Source organism: Micromonospora sp. CNZ296 (assembly GCF_007827635.1).
On the sequence record NZ_VISW01000019.1, the window covers coordinates 37,956 to 53,264 of the forward strand.

General features: G+C 69.7%; 21 protein-coding genes. 10 read left to right on the forward strand and 11 right to left on the reverse strand.

Going from position 1 to position 15,309, the window contains the following annotated elements; genetic code table 11:
• Nucleotides 1-39: 39 nt before the first annotated feature.
• The 6 genes from FB455_RS26685 (at nt 40) to FB455_RS26710 (ending at nt 4,268) form a co-directional block, all read left to right on the forward strand.
• Nucleotides 40-1,458 (forward strand): FAD-dependent oxidoreductase, encoded by a 1,419-nt coding sequence (locus tag FB455_RS26685; protein WP_145755197.1) that lies wholly within the window; start codon nt 40-42, stop codon nt 1,456-1,458.
• Nucleotides 1,458-2,711 (forward strand): MFS transporter, encoded by a 1,254-nt coding sequence (locus tag FB455_RS26690; protein ID WP_145755198.1) that lies wholly within the window; start codon nt 1,458-1,460, stop codon nt 2,709-2,711. Before FB455_RS26685 ends, FB455_RS26690 begins: the two co-directional genes overlap by 1 nt.
• A gap of 130 nt (nt 2,712-2,841) precedes the next feature.
• Nucleotides 2,842-3,174 (forward strand): hypothetical protein, encoded by a 333-nt coding sequence (locus FB455_RS26695; protein WP_145755199.1) that lies wholly within the window; start codon nt 2,842-2,844, stop codon nt 3,172-3,174.
• Nucleotides 3,171-3,617 carry a MerR family transcriptional regulator gene (locus FB455_RS26700; RefSeq protein WP_145755200.1) on the forward strand — a complete coding sequence of 149 codons (447 nt, stop codon included), beginning with the start codon at nt 3,171-3,173 and terminating at the stop codon, nt 3,615-3,617. The genes FB455_RS26695 and FB455_RS26700 overlap by 4 nt, the downstream gene beginning before the upstream one ends.
• Nucleotides 3,601-3,927 carry a hypothetical protein gene (locus FB455_RS26705; RefSeq protein WP_145755201.1) on the forward strand — a complete coding sequence of 109 codons (327 nt, stop codon included), beginning with the start codon at nt 3,601-3,603 and terminating at the stop codon, nt 3,925-3,927. Before FB455_RS26700 ends, FB455_RS26705 begins: the two co-directional genes overlap by 17 nt.
• The gene (locus tag FB455_RS26710; RefSeq protein ID WP_145755202.1) at nt 3,924-4,268 is read left to right on the forward strand and encodes a YnfA family protein; all 345 of its coding nucleotides are present in this window, start codon (nt 3,924-3,926) and stop codon (nt 4,266-4,268) included. The genes FB455_RS26705 and FB455_RS26710 overlap by 4 nt, the downstream gene beginning before the upstream one ends.
• Nucleotides 4,269-4,412: 144 nt before the next feature.
• Here the strand turns inward: FB455_RS26710 and FB455_RS26715 are convergent, their stop codons facing one another.
• Nucleotides 4,413-5,327, reverse strand: coding sequence for a cation diffusion facilitator family transporter (locus FB455_RS26715; protein WP_145755203.1), 915 nt, complete (start codon nt 5,325-5,327; stop codon nt 4,413-4,415).
• Between the two features lie 155 nt (nt 5,328-5,482).
• Between FB455_RS26715 and FB455_RS26720 the strand changes: the two genes are divergently transcribed.
• Nucleotides 5,483-5,827 carry a metalloregulator ArsR/SmtB family transcription factor gene (locus FB455_RS26720; RefSeq protein WP_145755204.1) on the forward strand — a complete coding sequence of 115 codons (345 nt, stop codon included), beginning with the start codon at nt 5,483-5,485 and terminating at the stop codon, nt 5,825-5,827.
• Entirely contained in the window at nt 5,827-6,543 is a 717-nt protein-coding gene (locus FB455_RS26725; RefSeq protein WP_145755205.1) for a cation efflux transmembrane domain-containing protein, read from the forward strand. Before FB455_RS26720 ends, FB455_RS26725 begins: the two co-directional genes overlap by 1 nt.
• 61 nt (nt 6,544-6,604) lie before the next feature.
• Here the strand turns inward: FB455_RS26725 and FB455_RS26730 are convergent, their stop codons facing one another.
• The 8 genes from FB455_RS26730 to FB455_RS26770 all read right to left on the reverse strand — a co-directional run bounded on the left by FB455_RS26730 (nt 6,605) and on the right by FB455_RS26770 (nt 11,707).
• Nucleotides 6,605-7,243, reverse strand: a complete 639-nt coding sequence (locus tag FB455_RS26730) for a vitamin K epoxide reductase family protein (protein WP_145755206.1) — start codon at nt 7,241-7,243, stop codon at nt 6,605-6,607.
• On the reverse strand, nt 7,240-7,902 hold the full coding sequence (locus tag FB455_RS26735) for a thioredoxin domain-containing protein (protein WP_145755268.1): 663 nt from the start codon (nt 7,900-7,902) through the stop codon (nt 7,240-7,242). Before FB455_RS26735 ends, FB455_RS26730 begins: the two co-directional genes overlap by 4 nt.
• A gap of 105 nt (nt 7,903-8,007) precedes the next feature.
• Nucleotides 8,008-8,241: a signal peptidase II gene (locus FB455_RS26740; protein WP_145755207.1), complete on the reverse strand. Its 234-nt coding sequence runs from the start codon at nt 8,239-8,241 to the stop codon at nt 8,008-8,010.
• A gap of 218 nt (nt 8,242-8,459) precedes the next feature.
• Nucleotides 8,460-9,140 carry a cation efflux transmembrane domain-containing protein gene (locus FB455_RS26745; protein ID WP_145755208.1) on the reverse strand — a complete coding sequence of 227 codons (681 nt, stop codon included), beginning with the start codon at nt 9,138-9,140 and terminating at the stop codon, nt 8,460-8,462.
• Nucleotides 9,137-9,502 carry a metalloregulator ArsR/SmtB family transcription factor gene (locus tag FB455_RS26750; RefSeq protein ID WP_145755269.1) on the reverse strand — a complete coding sequence of 122 codons (366 nt, stop codon included), beginning with the start codon at nt 9,500-9,502 and terminating at the stop codon, nt 9,137-9,139. The genes FB455_RS26745 and FB455_RS26750 overlap by 4 nt, the downstream gene beginning before the upstream one ends.
• A gap of 302 nt (nt 9,503-9,804) precedes the next feature.
• Nucleotides 9,805-10,335 (reverse strand): DUF1775 domain-containing protein, encoded by a 531-nt coding sequence (locus FB455_RS34910; RefSeq protein ID WP_145755209.1) that lies wholly within the window; start codon nt 10,333-10,335, stop codon nt 9,805-9,807.
• 89 nt (nt 10,336-10,424) lie between these two features.
• Nucleotides 10,425-11,351, reverse strand: coding sequence for an IS3 family transposase (locus FB455_RS26765; RefSeq protein WP_013285608.1), 927 nt, complete (start codon nt 11,349-11,351; stop codon nt 10,425-10,427).
• A complete protein-coding gene (locus tag FB455_RS26770; protein ID WP_083791297.1) occupies nt 11,348-11,707 on the reverse strand; it encodes a transposase in 360 nt (119 codons plus the stop codon). Before FB455_RS26770 ends, FB455_RS26765 begins: the two co-directional genes overlap by 4 nt.
• Before the next feature lie 616 nt (nt 11,708-12,323).
• Between FB455_RS26770 and FB455_RS26775 the strand changes: the two genes are divergently transcribed.
• Complete coding sequence (locus tag FB455_RS26775; RefSeq protein ID WP_145755210.1) at nt 12,324-12,935, forward strand: hypothetical protein; 612 nt, start codon at nt 12,324-12,326, stop codon at nt 12,933-12,935.
• 328 nt (nt 12,936-13,263) lie between these two features.
• Here FB455_RS26775 and FB455_RS26780 read toward each other — a convergent pair whose 3' ends face one another.
• Both FB455_RS26780 and FB455_RS26785 read right to left on the reverse strand, forming a co-directional pair.
• Nucleotides 13,264-13,662 carry an ATP-binding protein gene (locus FB455_RS26780; protein ID WP_186466440.1) on the reverse strand — a complete coding sequence of 133 codons (399 nt, stop codon included), beginning with the start codon at nt 13,660-13,662 and terminating at the stop codon, nt 13,264-13,266.
• 100 nt (nt 13,663-13,762) lie between these two features.
• The gene (locus FB455_RS26785; protein WP_486481586.1) at nt 13,763-14,116 is read right to left on the reverse strand and encodes an STAS domain-containing protein; all 354 of its coding nucleotides are present in this window, start codon (nt 14,114-14,116) and stop codon (nt 13,763-13,765) included.
• A 201-nt stretch (nt 14,117-14,317) separates the two neighbouring features.
• On the opposite strand from FB455_RS26785, the gene FB455_RS26790 reads away from it, so the two are divergent.
• Nucleotides 14,318-15,187, forward strand: a complete 870-nt coding sequence (locus tag FB455_RS26790) for a hypothetical protein (RefSeq protein ID WP_486481587.1) — start codon at nt 14,318-14,320, stop codon at nt 15,185-15,187.
• The last annotated feature ends 122 nt before the right edge of the window (nt 15,188-15,309 follow it).

A 15,309-nucleotide genomic window follows, 5' to 3' on the forward strand; every position in this document is an offset into this window, starting at 1 on the left:
CTCTTGATTCGACAGTTCTCAACACAGAGGAGTCACCTGATGAGCGCCCTGAACGAGTTGCCCGTCGTGGTCATCGGCGCCGGCCCGGTCGGCCTGGCCGCCGCCGCGCACCTGCACGAGCGTGACCTACCGTTCCTCGTCCTGGAAGCCGGCGACGCCCCCGCCGCCGCGGTGCGGCAGTGGGGTCACGTCCGGGTCTTCTCCCCCTGGCGGTACAACATCGACCCCGCCGCCCGTCGGCTCCTCGACGACGCCGGCTGGATCGCCCCGGACCTGGAGGCGTTGCCCACCGGAGCGGAGTTGGCGGGCGATTACCTCCAGCCCCTCGCGCAGCTGCCGCAGCTCAAGCCGCACCTGCGCTACGGCGCCCGCGTCGAGGCGATCAGCCGCCTCGGCCTGGACCGGCTGCGCACCGCCGGCCGCAACACGACCCCGTTCCTGATCCGCCTCGCCGACGGCCAGGAGGTGCTCGCCCGCGCGGTCATCGACGCCTCCGGCACCTGGGCCACCCCGAACGTCCTCGGCGCCTCCGGGCTGCCCGCCCGCGGTGAGCGCGACGTCGCCGGGTACCTGGAGCACGCGCTGCCCGACGTCCTCGGGACCGACCGGGACCGGTTCGCCGGCCGGCACACCCTGGTCGTCGGCGCCGGTCACTCCGCCGCCAACACCCTGCTCTCCCTCGCCGAGCTGGCCGAGGCCACGCCGGGCACCGAAGTGACCTGGGCGATCCGCACCGCCTCACCGGCGCGCACCTACGGCGGCGGCGACGCCGACGCGCTGCCCGCCCGCGGTGCGCTCGGCTCCCGGCTACGCGCGCACGTCGACGCCGGCCGGATCCGGCTACTCACCGGTTTCGCCGTGCACGCCCTCACCCCCACCGACGGCCGGGTCAGTGTCGTGGTGCGCCACGCCGACGGCGGCGAAGAGTCCGTCACCGTGGCCCGGATCGTCGCGGCCACCGGGTTCCGCCCCGACCACTCGATCGCCGCCGAGCTGCGCCTGGACCTTGACCCGGTGATGGGCGCCACCCGCGCCCTGGCCCCGCTGATCGACCCCAACGAGCACTCCTGCGGCACCGTGCCCCCGCACGGCGTGGACGAGCTCACCCACCCCGAGGCGGGCTACTACGCCGTCGGGATGAAGTCCTACGGGCGGGCGCCGACCTTCCTGATGGCCACCGGCTACGAGCAGGTCCGCTCCGTCGTCGCCGCCCTCGCCGGCGACTGGGCCGCCGCCCGCGACGTTCAACTCGACCTTCCCGAGACCGGGGTGTGCAACAGCAACCCGGACGAGTCCGCCACCGCCGATAGCTGCTGCGGGCCGGCGCCGGCCGCCCAGAGCGCCGGACGGGGCCTGGCCACCGGCATCTCCGGCGGGCTGCTCGCCGCACCGTTGAGCCTGCTCACCCTCGACGCCGCACCCGCCGACACCCAGACCGGCGGCTGCTGCGCCAGCTGATGCCCACCACCATCACGGTGCCCGCCGACCCTGTTGTTGGCGGGCACCACGGGTGGCGCATCGTCGCCGCCCTCGCCGTCACCTCCACCATCGGCTACGGCACCCTCTACTACGCCTACGCCGTCCTGCTCACCCCGATGGCCGCCACCCTCGGCACCTCCACCACCGCCGTCACCGGCGCACTCACCGCGAGCGTCCTCGCCGGCGCCCTCGCGGCGATCCCCGTCGGCCGGTGGCTCGACCACCACGGCGGACGCGCCCTGATGACCACCGGCTCGGTCACCGCCACCGCCCTGCTGGTGGCCTGGTCCCAGGTCCACACCATCGAACAGCTCTACGCCGTGATGATCGGCATCGGGATCACCGGCGCGATGGTCCTCTACGAACCCGCGTTCGCCGTCATCGTCGCCTGGTTCACCCCCCAGCGGCGCCCCACCGCCCTGCTGGTCGTCACGATCGTCGCCGGGTTCGCCAGCACCATCTTCATGCCCCTGACCGGCGTCCTGGCCGCCCACCTCGGTTGGCGCGGCGCGCTGCTCGTCCTCGCCGCCATCCACGGCGCGGTCACCGTGCCGCTGCACGCCCTCACCATCCGCCGGCCCCGACCGGCAACGACCACGGCACCCGCCGGCACCGAGCGGTCCGGACACGCCCAGCGGCGCGCTGTGGCCCGGGCCGCGATGCGCGACACCCGGTTCTGGATCCTCGCCGCAACCCTGATCGCCCACAGCGCGGCCACCGGCACCATGACCGTTCACCTCATCGGCTACCTCACCAGCCGCGGCCACCCCGCCACCGTCGCCGCCACCCTGACCGGACTGCTCGGCATCCTGTCCGTCACCGGACGACTCGTCCTCACCGCCGCCCGCCGACACCTGCGCGTCACCACCATCGTCGCCGCCGTCTTCACCACCCAGGCCGCCGCCGTGCTCGCCATGCCCCTGCTCGCCGGCACCCGCACCGGCGCGATCATCACCGTCATCGGCTTCGGACTCGGCTTCGGCATCACCAGCCTCGCCACCCCCGCCCTACTCACCGACCGGTACGGCACCACCGCCTACGCCACCATCGCCGGCCGACTCACCGCCCCCGTCACCATCGCCAAAGCCGCCGGACCCCTCGCCGCCGCCGGCCTCCTGCACACCACCACCGGATACACACCCCTGCTCACCGCCGTCGCTGCCTGCTGCGCCCTCGCCGCCACCGGCATGCTCGCCCGCGCCACCACCACGGCACCAAACCCCAGCGGCTGAGCCGGCCCGCGGCACCACGGACGGGCAGGGAATCGGTGGCGATCAGAGAACTGACTTCAGTGCCGCAGTGGACTACGTCGAACAATTGGGCTTGCATCCGGTACCCGGGTACAGGCTTACCGTCATCGGTATGACCGCCGATGACCAGACGTGGATGCCCGAGGCGTGCACCCTGCCAAGCGTGCAACGGCCACTGCGGCTGGCCGAATTCGACAACCTGTTCACCACCGCCCTGCTGGCGCAGCAACGGCTGTCGCCCACCCACCTGCGGTGGCGCCTCGACCCGACCGCCGAGACGACCGCCCGGAACCTGACCGACCGAGAAAGCTCCTGCTGCTCGTTCTTCACCTTCACCATCACCGGCGACGCCGACACGCTGCGCCTGGACGTGCAGGTGCCGGCCACGCACGTCGACGTCCTCGACGCCCTCGTGCAACGAGCCGCCGCGAGGTTGACGGCATGAGCGGGTTGCGCAGCAGCGAGGTCGCCGCAGCGGCCGGGGTGAACCCGCAGACGCTGCGCTACTACGAGCGCCGAGGCCTACTGGCCGAACCGGAGCGCACCCTGGGCGGACACCGCCTCTACCCCGCCGAAGCGGTCACCGTGCTGAGAGTGATCAAGGCGGCGCAGGGGCTCGGGTTCACCCTCGACGAGGTCGCCGACCTGCTCGACGCGGGCCAACACCGCCACGGCCTTAATCCCGACGCTGGTCTGCGGGTCCGCGCCCGAACAAAGCTCGCCGAGGTCGAGGCGAAAATCGCCGACCTGCAGGTCATCGCCGACACCCTGCGGGCCGCGGTGGACGTCGGCTGCGACGACCTCGTCGAGTGCGCCGGACAGCCGTGCTGCCCCATCCCGTTCGCCACCATCGCCGTCAGAGGAGTCCCCGATGCCAAAGTCCGTTGACCAGAATGCTGCCCGAGCGCGCCGCGGGCTGCCCTTCGGCCTGACCGGTCTGGCTGGTCTGGCCTGCGCGGCGTGCTGCGCCATCCCGCTGCTGCTCGCCGCCGGGATCCTCCGGCGCCGGCTGGGCCGCCGTCGGCGCGTGGATGCCCGGCATCGCGATCGCCCTCGCCGCCGTAGCCGCGGGCGCCTGGTGGTGGGCGATGCGCCGCTCCCACCGGGGCGGCTGCGTGGGCGCGCGCGGCTGCGGCTGCTCGACCGGGTCGCCGGCATGATCGCGGGCCACCGCCAGGCCGCTACGGTGCACCGATGACCGTCGTCCGCTCCATCCTGCTGTTCATCGTCGCCGCCCTGTTCGAGATCGGCGGGGCGTGGCTGGTCTGGCAGGGCTGGCGGGAACACCGCGGGCTGTGGTGGATCGCCGCGGGCGTCATCGCCCTCGGCGCGTACGGATTCGTCGCCACCTTCCAACCCGACCCGAACTTCGGGCGCATCCTCGCCGCCTACGGCGGCGTGTTCGTCGCCGGATCCCTCGCCTGGGGCGCGATCGTCGACAAGTTCCGACCCGACCGGTGGGACGTCATCGGCGCCGGCATCTGCCTGATCGGCGTCGCCTTGATCATGTACGCGCCCCGGTCCGCAAGCGGCTCGTGATCAGGGCGAAAGCAGGTTAGGCGGGCGAGCGTGGACGCCCTCGCTGTTCGATGGGTGTGTGCGGCTGACCAGTGAGGGCTGCGAGTGTGGTGGCGACATCCTGGACGACGCGGGCTGGTTCGGCGGTGCGGTGGTGCGGTTCGGCTAGGGGTGGGTGGGATGTTCGTGGTCGGCGTGGCTGGCCGGCTCGAGTTGGAAGGTGCTGTGTTCGACGTCGAAGTGCCCGGCCAGGCAGGTCTGTAGGGCGTCGAGTAGTTGTGGGGCGTGGCCGTCGTGGAAGCAGGAGTCATCGACAACGACGTGCGCCGTGAGGACCGGCAGTCCCGAGGTCACGGTGTGTACGTGCAGGTCGTGCACGCCAAGGACGTGGTCGACGTCGGTGATGTGCTGGCGGATCTGTTCGAGGTCAGCCTCGGCGGGGGCGGCTTCGAGCAGGATGTTGACCGCCTCGCGCAGCAGCCGCAGCGCGCGGGGGGCGATGACGAGGCCGATGAGTAGGGACACCATCGCATCGGCGCGGGTGAAGCCGGTCAGCGCGATGACCGCGGCGGCGGCGAGGACACCGACGGAGGTCGCGGTGTCGGTGGCGACCTCAAGGAACGCGCCGCGCATGTTCAGGCTCGCGTCGCGGGCCCGGTAGAGCAACGCCACCCCGACGAGGTTGCCGACCAGACCGATCGCGGCGAAACCTGCCATGCCACCGGGTTGCACGTCGACCGGTTCGAACAGACGCCGGACGCCTTCGACGAAGACGTAGACGCCCATCCCGGCCAGGATCAGGCCGTTGACGGCGGCGGCGAGGATCTCGGCACGGGCCCAGCCGAAGGTGCGCCGCCCGGTCGCCGGGCGGGCGGCGAGCAAGGCCGCGCCGAGAGCGAGGGCGACACCGCCGGCATCGGCGAGGACGTGCCCGGCGTCGGCGAGCAGCGCGAGGCTGCCAGTGATGACCGCACCGACAACTTCGACAGCGAAGATCACCACCGACACCAGGAGTACACCGGCTAAGGCTCGGCGGTGCTGCCCGGTCGCCGTCACCTGATGGCCGTGGTCGTGCCCCATCAGTGATCCTCCCGCACCGTGTTCGCGATGCCTCCAGCGCCGCACCCGTCGACCAATCCAGGAATCATGCTCACATGCGCATACTAAGATGAGTTGATTGGACCCCGTCAAGACCCGCAAGCAAATAGTTCAGCATTCTGTTTATTCACCTTGTGATGTACTGTCAGCGGGTGGAGACACTCACGCACGGCCAGGTGCTGGCCCGCTTCGGTCACGCCCTGTCCGACCCGGTCCGCGCCCGGCTCCTGCTCGCACTACGCGACGGGCCCGGCTATCCCGCAGAGCTCGCCGACCTGCTCGGCACAAGCCGGCAGAACCTGTCCAACCACCTGGCGTGCCTGCGGGGCTGCGGCCTCGTCGTCGCCGTGCCCGAAGGCCGCCGTAGCCGCTACGAACTGGCCGACGCGCGCCTCGCGCACGCCCTCGGAGACCTCCTCGGTCTGGTCCTGGCCGTCGATCCAGCCGCCTGCCCGGCCGCTGAATCCGACGGGTGCTGCTGATGGGCACGCCGCTGCCGCTGATGTCGCTCAGCCCGTCCTCGGCCCGCCGGGCGATCCTGATCCGGCGGGTGCGTCTGTTCGTCGCCGCGACGATCACCTACAACGTGATCGAGGCGGTCATCGCCATCAGCGCCGGGACGATGGCGTCCTCGACCGCGCTGATCGGGTTCGGGCTCGACTCCGTCATCGAGGTGGCCTCCGCCGCCGCCGTCGCCTGGCAGTTCTCCGGCCCCGACCACGAACGCCGGGAACGCGCCGCGCTGCGCGTCATCGCGCTGTCGTTCTTCGCCCTCGCCGCCTACGTGTCCGTCGAGTCGGTGCGCGCCCTCGTCAGCGCGGACCGGGCGGAGCACTCCACGATCGGCCTGGCCCTGGCCGCGGTGTCCCTGGCGGTGATGCCGGTCCTGTCCGCCGCGCAACGCCGCGCGGGACGCGAACTCGGGTCAGCGTCGGCCGTCGCGGACTCCAAGCAGACCCTGCTGTGCACGTACCTCTCGGCGGTGCTGCTTGTCGGCCTGGCGGTCAACTCGCTGTTCGGCTGGTGGTGGGCCGACCCCGCCGCCGCGTTGGTCATCGCCGCGGTCGCGGTCAAGGAAGGCCGCGACGCCTGGCGGGGCGACACCTGCTGCGCCCCCGGCGCTGCCCTGCGCTCCCCCGCCCCAGAGAGCGACGCCAGCGGGTGCGACGACGGATGCTGCGCCCCTGGCAAGCCCTGAGTGGAGCTGCGCCGGCGGTCGGTTCTCGACCGCCGGCACAGTGATACGAGGCAGCGGACGGCTAGATGAGAGTGATCCAGTAGCTCCAGAACCGGTCCAGGATCGCGATCACGATCACCGCGTACCAGCTGGTGAGGATGAGGCTGTGGTAGGTGCCGGTCACGGCGACGGCCCGTCGTACGGGCGCGGGAAGCACATCGGCGTGCTGGGGCAGGGTGCGCAGGGTGACGTACAGGAAGATCGGGATGGTGACGGCCCAGACGAGCATGCAGTACGGGCACAGCGCGCCGATGACGTAGAGACTCTGGTAGATCAACCAGTGCACGAAGACCACGCCGAACGTCACGCCGGCCTGTAATCCGAGCCAAAACCAGCCCGGCAGTCGCACACCGGCCAGCAGGACGACGCCGATCGTGGTGACCACGGCGAACCCCGCGATGCCGATCAAGGGGTTGGGAATGCCGAAAGCCTCGGCCTGGGGCGTGGTCATGACCGAGCCGCAGGACAGAATCGGGTTGATGCTGCAGCTGGGCACATAGCCGGGATCGGCGAGCAGGTTGATCTTCTCGACGATGAGGATCACGGCGGCGAGCATCCCGACAACCCCACCGACGGCGCAGATCCAGGCGGTGGCCCGGGACAGGAACCCCTGCTCGGATGAGGTCAGGTCGGTGGGTTGATCGACGGTGGTGGCGCTCATTCGGCCAGCGCGGCGTCGATGGCGGCGACGAGGTCGTCCTGGCCGCGCAGGTCGGTCAGCTTCCGGCCGTTGAGGAAGAACGTCGGGGTGCCCTGCACGCCGGCGGATTCGCCATCGGCCTTGTCCTTGGCAACCCGCGTGGCAGTGGCGGGGTCGTCGAGATCGCGCTGGAAGCGCGCCATGTCCAGGCCGAGGGTACGGGCGTAGCCGAGGAACACCTCCGTCTGCGCCTGCTCCTTGTGACTCCAGCTGGTCTGGTTCTCGAACAACTGGACGTACATGTCGGAGAAACGGCCCTGGTTCGCGGCGGCCTGGGCGGTGCGCGCGGCCAGATCCGCGTTCGGGTGGCTCGGGATCGGGAAATACCTGACCACGAAAGTAATGCGGTCCTGATAGGTGGCCAGGATCTGCTTGACCGCCGGATACGCCGCGGCGCAGGACTCGCACTCGAAGTCGAGGAACTCCACCAGCGTCACCCTGCCGTCCGCTGCGGTGGACAACCGATGGCTGTCCTCGCGCACCAGCACCGTCGACTCGATAGCGCCAGTATCAGTGGTCGCAGCAGGCGGCTGGTCGGGACGATTGACGGCCAACAGACCGCCAACCACGAGCACCACCACCGCGATCAACGCCAAGGTCAAACGCGTATTCCTCGTCATTTGCCGTCCCTCGTCCGCCGCGTGAACAACGTGATCAGCCCGCTCGGCGCGAAGCCGAGCCACCACCGAATCGGACCATACAGGCACGGCTGTACTGACTTGCTGTCAGTTTGCTGAAGGTGGCGCGAATCGGCCGGCGTCGCTTACGTCGAACGACGGAAACCAATCCAGGTTGACATCGTCGGTGGCGAGCCGGTCCTCGATGCGTCGGTCAGGTTTGGCGGCACCGCCGCTGAGCATCACGGCCAGCGCGGTCACCGTGATGCGGGTCGCGGTGGCCGCGGCCGGACAGGCGTAGATGGCCTTCCCGGCGACAACCACAACCGCGAACGTCGGCACGACCCAGGCGGGTCGTCGCTACCGAGGGCTGAGCTCCGCGCCGGGCTGTGGCTCAGGGTGCCGCCACACGCGTCTCAGCCGCTCCCGTCCCCGGTCAGCGTCGCCTCGGCGGAAGCCTTTTGGGGCCAAGCCGGTGCCGGCCACGGCGGCCTGCGATATCCGCCGCCGCCGTGGCCCGTCGCACCCCACCAAGCGCCGGGTCGAGCCGATGCTGATGCTCAGTCGTCATCGTCATCGTCATCGTCATCGTCATCGTCGTCGTCCTCAACCAACTCGCCTTCCCACGCTTCACGGCCCTCGTGGATAGCGAACGCGGCGATGACGAACCCGGCCACCGGGTCCAACCACGCAGCGCCGGTGAGCGCGTAGAGGCCCAGCCCGAGCAGGGTAGAGATGCTCAGCAGCACGCAGATCTTCGTCTCGGCGGCGTCAGCCAGGATCAGCTGATCCCCGCCAAGCTGCATTGCCACCCTCTTCTTCGCCGCGGCGAGCACCGGCATGATCACCACCGACGCGGCGAGCAGGACCAGACCGACGATTGAGGAGTCCGGCTCCTCCCGACCGATGAGGCTGCGCACTCCCTCGAACACCACGTACGCGGCCAGGACGAAAAATGTCACCGCAACTGCCTTGAGTGTGCGGCGCTCCTTGGCCTCGTCGGCTTCACCGTGGCGTAGCCGCGCCGCCAGCCGCACACCCACCAGCACTGACGCGGCGGACTCGATGCCGGAGTCCAGACCGAACCCGACCAGCGACACCAGTCCGGCGAGCAGCCCGGCGGTGATCGCCACGGCCCCTTCGACGACGTTGTAGGCGACCGTGAACTGCGCCAGGCGAAGCCCGCGGCGGGTGAGCCGTTCGGTTTCGGCCGGGCTCAGCCCGGTCGACCGCGTGGTCACCTGCCGTCCTGCGTCGTGCAGCCGTACGTCGGGCACAGCACCACGGCCTCTCCGGTGCTCGCCAGCAGCTGCTCGGCGGCGCGCAGCAGGTCCAGCAGGTCCGCTCGGGCCAGGGCATAGAACATTTGCCGTCCCTGCGGGCGTGCCGTCACCAGGCCGCAGTCGCGTAGGCAGGCCAGATGCGCCGACGTGGTCGACTGCGCCAGACCGAGCTTCCCGGTCAGGTCCACCACCCGCAGTTCGCCGCTGGCGAGCAGCCGCAGGATCGCCAGCCGGGTCGGATCCGCCAAGCCGCGAAACAGTGCCGCTGCCGGCGCCAGCTCGTCCGCGGGCCGGCTGGAGACCCGCTCCTCATTTTTCATCGTCACGGCGCGATGATAGCCACCCACAACGTTGTATCGCTAGTATCCGATGACATCGGAAAATACGGGTGGAACAGGGGCCGGGATGTTGATGAACCGGATCGAGTCAGCGCTGATTAACTCCGCGCCGCGGCGTTGGCTGCAACGCTGGTACGAAACGCCGTGGCTGCTGCACCTTGGCGGCCGGCAACCCACCCGCGCCCGGACGGGAGCGGCAGACGACGTCGACGACGCCGGGGCGCGGGTGCGAGGGTGCGGCTGCCACAGCTGGCGGCGGCGCCGCCGCAGATAGAGCGCTCCGCCTATGGCGGCGAGGACTGCCAGCGAACCCCCGCACCTTTCCAGAGCCCACCGTTACCCGCGGCCGGCTCGTCGCTGGTTGAGGGGAATTCGGTGACGGCGGCGTCGGTGGCAGGGGCGTCGGTGGTGGTGGCGCTGCTGGGCGCCGCGCTCGGGGTGGCAGTGCCGTGGTGGGCGCCGCGCTGCCCGGTGCCGCGGTGGCGAGCTTGACGGCGAGCGCGGGGTTGGCGGGTTCGGGAATCGCCGCTGGGGACCTCGATCCATCTGTCGACGCGGCCGTCGCTGTAGGTCTGCAGGATCTTGAACGACACCTGCGGCGCGTTGGGCAGTTGCCATACCCGCATTTGGTGTTCGGCGTCCTGACCGACGGGCACGGCCGGTCCGCCGACGGTGTAGCTGTCGGCTGCCTTGCTGCTCAGCTTCCACCCCTTGAGGGCTTTGCAGGGTGACGTCCGGGGCGGTGATGCGGGCAGGAACACCTGCACCGATTTGACGCCTGCGTTGTCGGATTCGGCCTTGGCGTTGACCGTCACGACGGCGTTGCTCGCGCCGGCGCGCTGGTCGTCACCATCGTCGCGGGACGTGACCGACCTGAGTTCCCCCCGCTTTGATGGAGCGGTGGTTACCTGCTGCCGGCTGGCGCAGGGGTGGCGATAGGTGGCTCGGCTGGTTGCGTCTGGCGGGTGTGCCAGGCGGTCTCGTACTCGTTCGGGCTGAGGTAGTCCAGTTCCTTCTGGATGCGGCGGGTGTTGTACCAGCCGTCGATGTAGGCGAAGATCGCGTTCTCGGCCTCGTCGCGGGTCCGCCAGCTCGTGCGGTAGACGAGTTCGATCTTCAACGTCGACCAGAAGTTCTCCATCAGCGCGTTGTCGTAGGAGTCGCCGACGGATCCCATCGAGGGCAGGATCCCGTTGTCCTGTAAGCGTTCCGCGAAGCGAAACGACGTGTAGTTCGACCCGCGATCTGAGTGGTGGATCAACTGGCCGTCGCGGACGTCGCGCGACCAGATGCCGTATTCGAGGGCGGCGAGGATCAGGTCGGTGTCGCAGCGGTCGGAGGTCTTCCACCCAACGATCCGGCGGGAGAACGCATCGCGGACCGCAGCCAACCAGAACACGCCCTCACCGCAGGGGATGCGGGTGGCGTCGGCGACCCAGAGCCGGTTCGGCCCGTCGGCGGTGAACTGCCGGTTGACCAGATCCGGCGCCGGCGTGTGCCGGGGATCCTGCTTCGTGGAGCCGCCGCGCCAGCCTCGACGCAGGAACGCGCCCTGCCAGCCCTGCTGCGCCATCAACCGCTCGACCCGCTTACGGCCCACGCGGATGCCGTCACGGCGTAGCTGCCGGTGGACCCGGTCAGCGCCGTAGGTGCGCCCCGATGTCTCCCAGATCTCGTGGATGTTGGAGACCAGACCCAGGTCGACCACGTCGCGGTCGCAGGGCTGCTCGACCTGCTTCACCCACGCGTAGTAGGTCGAGGCGCCGATGTTGAGGACCCGTAGCAGGAGCGCGACCGCGAACTGGTCACGGTGTTCGTGGATGAACCTCATGACCGTCGCCGGGTCGGGTCGAGCTCCGCCGCGAAATACGCGCTCGCGGCCTTCAGGATCTCGTTCGCCCGCCGCAACTCGGCGACCTCCCTGCGCAGCCGGCGGTTCTCCTCCGCCATCTCGCTGGTCGGCCGGTCGTGACGCTCGTCGGCGTCGGCCTCGGCTTGGCGGATCCAGTTCCGCAACGCCTCGTGATGCACACCAAGCTGCTCGGCCAGGCGCCGGATCACCGGCTTCGGATCCGACTCGCGGTACAAACGCACAGCGCGCTGACGTAGCTCATCGGGGTACTTCTTCGGTGCTGCCACGGACAACTTCCTCCCCACGGCCATCAGACCATGATCAAGAAGCTCCATGAAAGCGGGGGTAGCTCACCCAGAGCCTCCCACCACGCCTGCATGATCGCAGACAACGATCAACGCCGCTGCTCTGCCTCCCGAGACAACCATGATCGTCTCGACCATGCGGCTGAGCTGGCTCCGATTCGGCTCCCCGTCGCCGCCGCAGCCTGGGGTAAATCCGGACCCGTCAACGCAGCGGCGCTATCTCTTCGGCCGCCAGGTCCGCTGCTTGCCAGCGCAGAGGCCACGACTCGCTGTGGATAACGGCAGGGTTATCCACAGGGCGATCCGGCGCACGTGCCCTAACCGAACGGGGACCCCGACCAACCGCGCGGTGTAACCGTCTTCACCCGCCGGGGTGACAGCATTGCCACGGGCTGGCTAGACACCTACCAACGTTGCGTCGGCCACGGGTGAGACGGCTCTACCGGCTCAAGACGCGAGCACCGGCTGCACGCCTGCCGCAGCACCCCATGTCAGGCGACTCCCCGGCATTCCCTGGCCGGGACCGCTCGCACCGGTCTCCCTTGCACAAGACATCGGACCGATGCGTGCGCCTAGCGGTGGCGGCGTCTCGCAGCTGTCCTATCCTATCGATCGATCGCTGCGGCAGGAGGACCACGTGCGTCGGATGAGGAATTTCCAGCAGACGGTCGAGCGGCTGCGCGAGGAAGGCCGCCGTCAGGGTCTCGACATCTCCGTTGCCACCGCGCAGGATATCCTCGCCGACCTCGTCACCACCAGCGCCAGCATGCTGGGGATCCGCGAGGAGACCTTTGTCCGGTCTCACCTTCCCACCGTCGACCTGGCCGACCTCGTGGCCCACTTCAAGCAGGCGGACGATGCGCAGAAACGCGAGGTGGCCGCCGCTTCCCCCGCGGTGGTCAGCTTGGAGGGCACCGGCCGGGTCATCGCCTCGCTTGCCCAGGCGGTGCGGTGCGTCAGCCTCAACCACGAGCGGCTGGCGGACGGACGCCGCGACAAGTGGGAGGCCGTCGGAGTCCTCGACGACGCCAGCAACTGCCTGACGCTGCTCGGCGAAGCCGTCGGCAACAGCCACAACACAGCCCAGGGCACCGTCGTGCTCTGGAGCGATGAGATCGTCGTCTACGCACGTCGCGCTCTCACCCAGACCATCGCCAACCTCCGCGATGGCGGCTGGACCTTCGCCCACGGCCGGCAACTCGACGCCGACGTCGTCACCCGCATGAGCGCTGACCTGAAGATCCTGCCACCGCAGTGAACACGCCAGGCGTCGGACAGCCGCGGTGTTCCTCAAGCGGCGGCACGGCGCGGGGCTGGCAGGGGTGTTGTGGCGACGGGGCGACAGACCGCTGTCGTGGACGGCGTGCCCGGCGTGCCCGTCGCCCCGTCACCACACCGAAGGGCGGGCGGCGTCAGGAGACTGGGCACTGCCGGGCGCGCGGGTCCCTTCGGTGGACCTGAGTGGGAGCGGCGGGCGTTATGAGGAAGCCAGCCGCCTGGCTGCGCCCGCCGCTCCAACACCGCTGACGCTACCAGCACCGTTCGTCCCCGATGACCGTTTCCGCAGCTCGAGCGGGGTCGAGCGCCTATTCGTCGGTCGCGGCCGGCGGCGGCGTCAGCCGGACCCAGACGCACTTGTGACCGTCGTCGAGGTCGGTGACGCCCCACGCGTCGCACAGGGCTTCGATGATCGCCAAGCCCCGGCCGCCGTCGCTGTCCGGGTCGCGGCGGCGCGGGACAACGGCGGAGCCGTCCAGGGCTGCAATCCTCACGCTTGTGCCGTCGGCGTGAATGTGCAGGCGTAGGCAGCCGCCGCCGTGGCGCACCGCGTTGGCCACCAGCTCGTCGGCGATCAGCACCGCGTCGTCCACCCACTGCGGGTCGCCGAGCAGCCACCCGGCCAGAGCGGCCTTGGTGAACTGACGTGCGGTGGCGAGAGCGTCGACGCCGCCGGGGAGGTCCAGCTGCGCGGTCAGCTTCCTCACGGCGGTGATCCCGTCTGTTCAGGTCTGCCCGTCCTGACAGTCAGCACCGCTACCCCCGACTTGGCCAGGCGAAACATCCCACGGACGGCGCCGTGCCTGGTCACACGTCGCCCGGCGGCGGCGCGCAGGTCGCATCGTCGGGTTCGGGCAGAGGCAGGACGCCCGTGATGTGCAGGACGCGGCGGACCTGGCCGGTGCAGTTGATCAGCGTCAGCCTGCCGCCGGCGGTCTTGGCGGCGTGGTGAGCGGCTACCAGCGCGCTGATGACCGTGGAGTCGATGAACGTCACGCCGGCGAGGTCAACATCGACCACCGGGGTGAGCTCGATCGTGGCGGTCAACCGATCACGAAGGTCATCCGCGCTGGCGAGGTCGAGCTCGCCGGACAGAGTTACCACGACGGCCTCTGCTCCGCGCTGGATCCGCCACCGCCACAGCATGTCCGGGCCGGTCATGACGCCCTCCATATCCGCCGGCGGCGGCTCCGCTGAGCCTGGCCGCACGCTACATCACCCCCGCTGCCGCGGGCATGCAGCCACGTCCCGTTCCGAGCGAATCAGCGTCGACCGACTCGCACCGGTTGCGGCACCGAGGCGGCGTTCGGGAGCACCGCGCGCCGTGGCCTTCCAGTGGCAGCCAGCCTTACGCTCTTGCCCGTGGAGCCCTTCTACCCCGGCCAACCCATCGACCTCCGCACTGAGGCCATGCGGGTGCGTGCCTTTACGAGCTACCTCGGCGATCTCGAGCTCGCCGCTGCGAGGGTCATCGCGCGCCTGACAGGGGAACGGGTCATCATTCAAGACGACAATAGCGCCCAGCATATGGCCGATCTCCGAATCGACTATCACGACCGGCCGCCAGCGTTCGTGGAGGTCGTTGCTGATGTCGAACCGTCCTACGCCCAGATGACACAGCTTGTCCTCAGAGACCAGGAGATACTCGCCCCCGAACTCGGCAGGATCTGGTACGTCACTGTCGCCCAGACTGTAAATCTCCGCGTCCTCAGATCCGCCCTCGCCGGTCGCTTGCGAGCCCTCCAAGACGCTGGCGCACTGTTCGAGCACGTTGGGTCAGCAGGCGAACTTTCCCACAACGATCACGAAGCCGCCCGGCAACTGGCTGCTCTCGGGGTCGTACAGATTCTGTCTCGCCCGGCCCGGGCTGACGAAGATCCGAGGATACTGCTCTACCCCTGTGGCGTGGGAGGGGCAGCAGGCCCTGACTGGCCGGCATTCCACACTTGGGCTAGTGAATACTTACACGGTTCGAAGCGGGCAGATGTTCGCCATAAGCTTGCTGCTACAGACGCATCGGAACGGCACGTCTTCGTCGCCTTAACCTTCAGCACGCCGTGGCCCGCGTACCACAGTCTCAGCGACGAATACCGGGAGTTGCCCGACCAGCCGCCCCGGCTACCTGCCGAGATCACGCATCTTTGGGCGTGGGCCTATCCGATTGGAAGGTGCCTTGCGTGGTTCCCGCACACCGGCTGGTTCGATCCTTCTACCCAGTGGGCAACGGGGTGATCCTGCCGGCACTGGAGCGTCGGACCGCTGTCCGACATGCGCAACCGGTCGTGCGGCGAGCTACGGCAGCAACGCCCTGAGCTCCTCACCGGCGGCGGACGCGATGGCGACAGCAGGTCCGA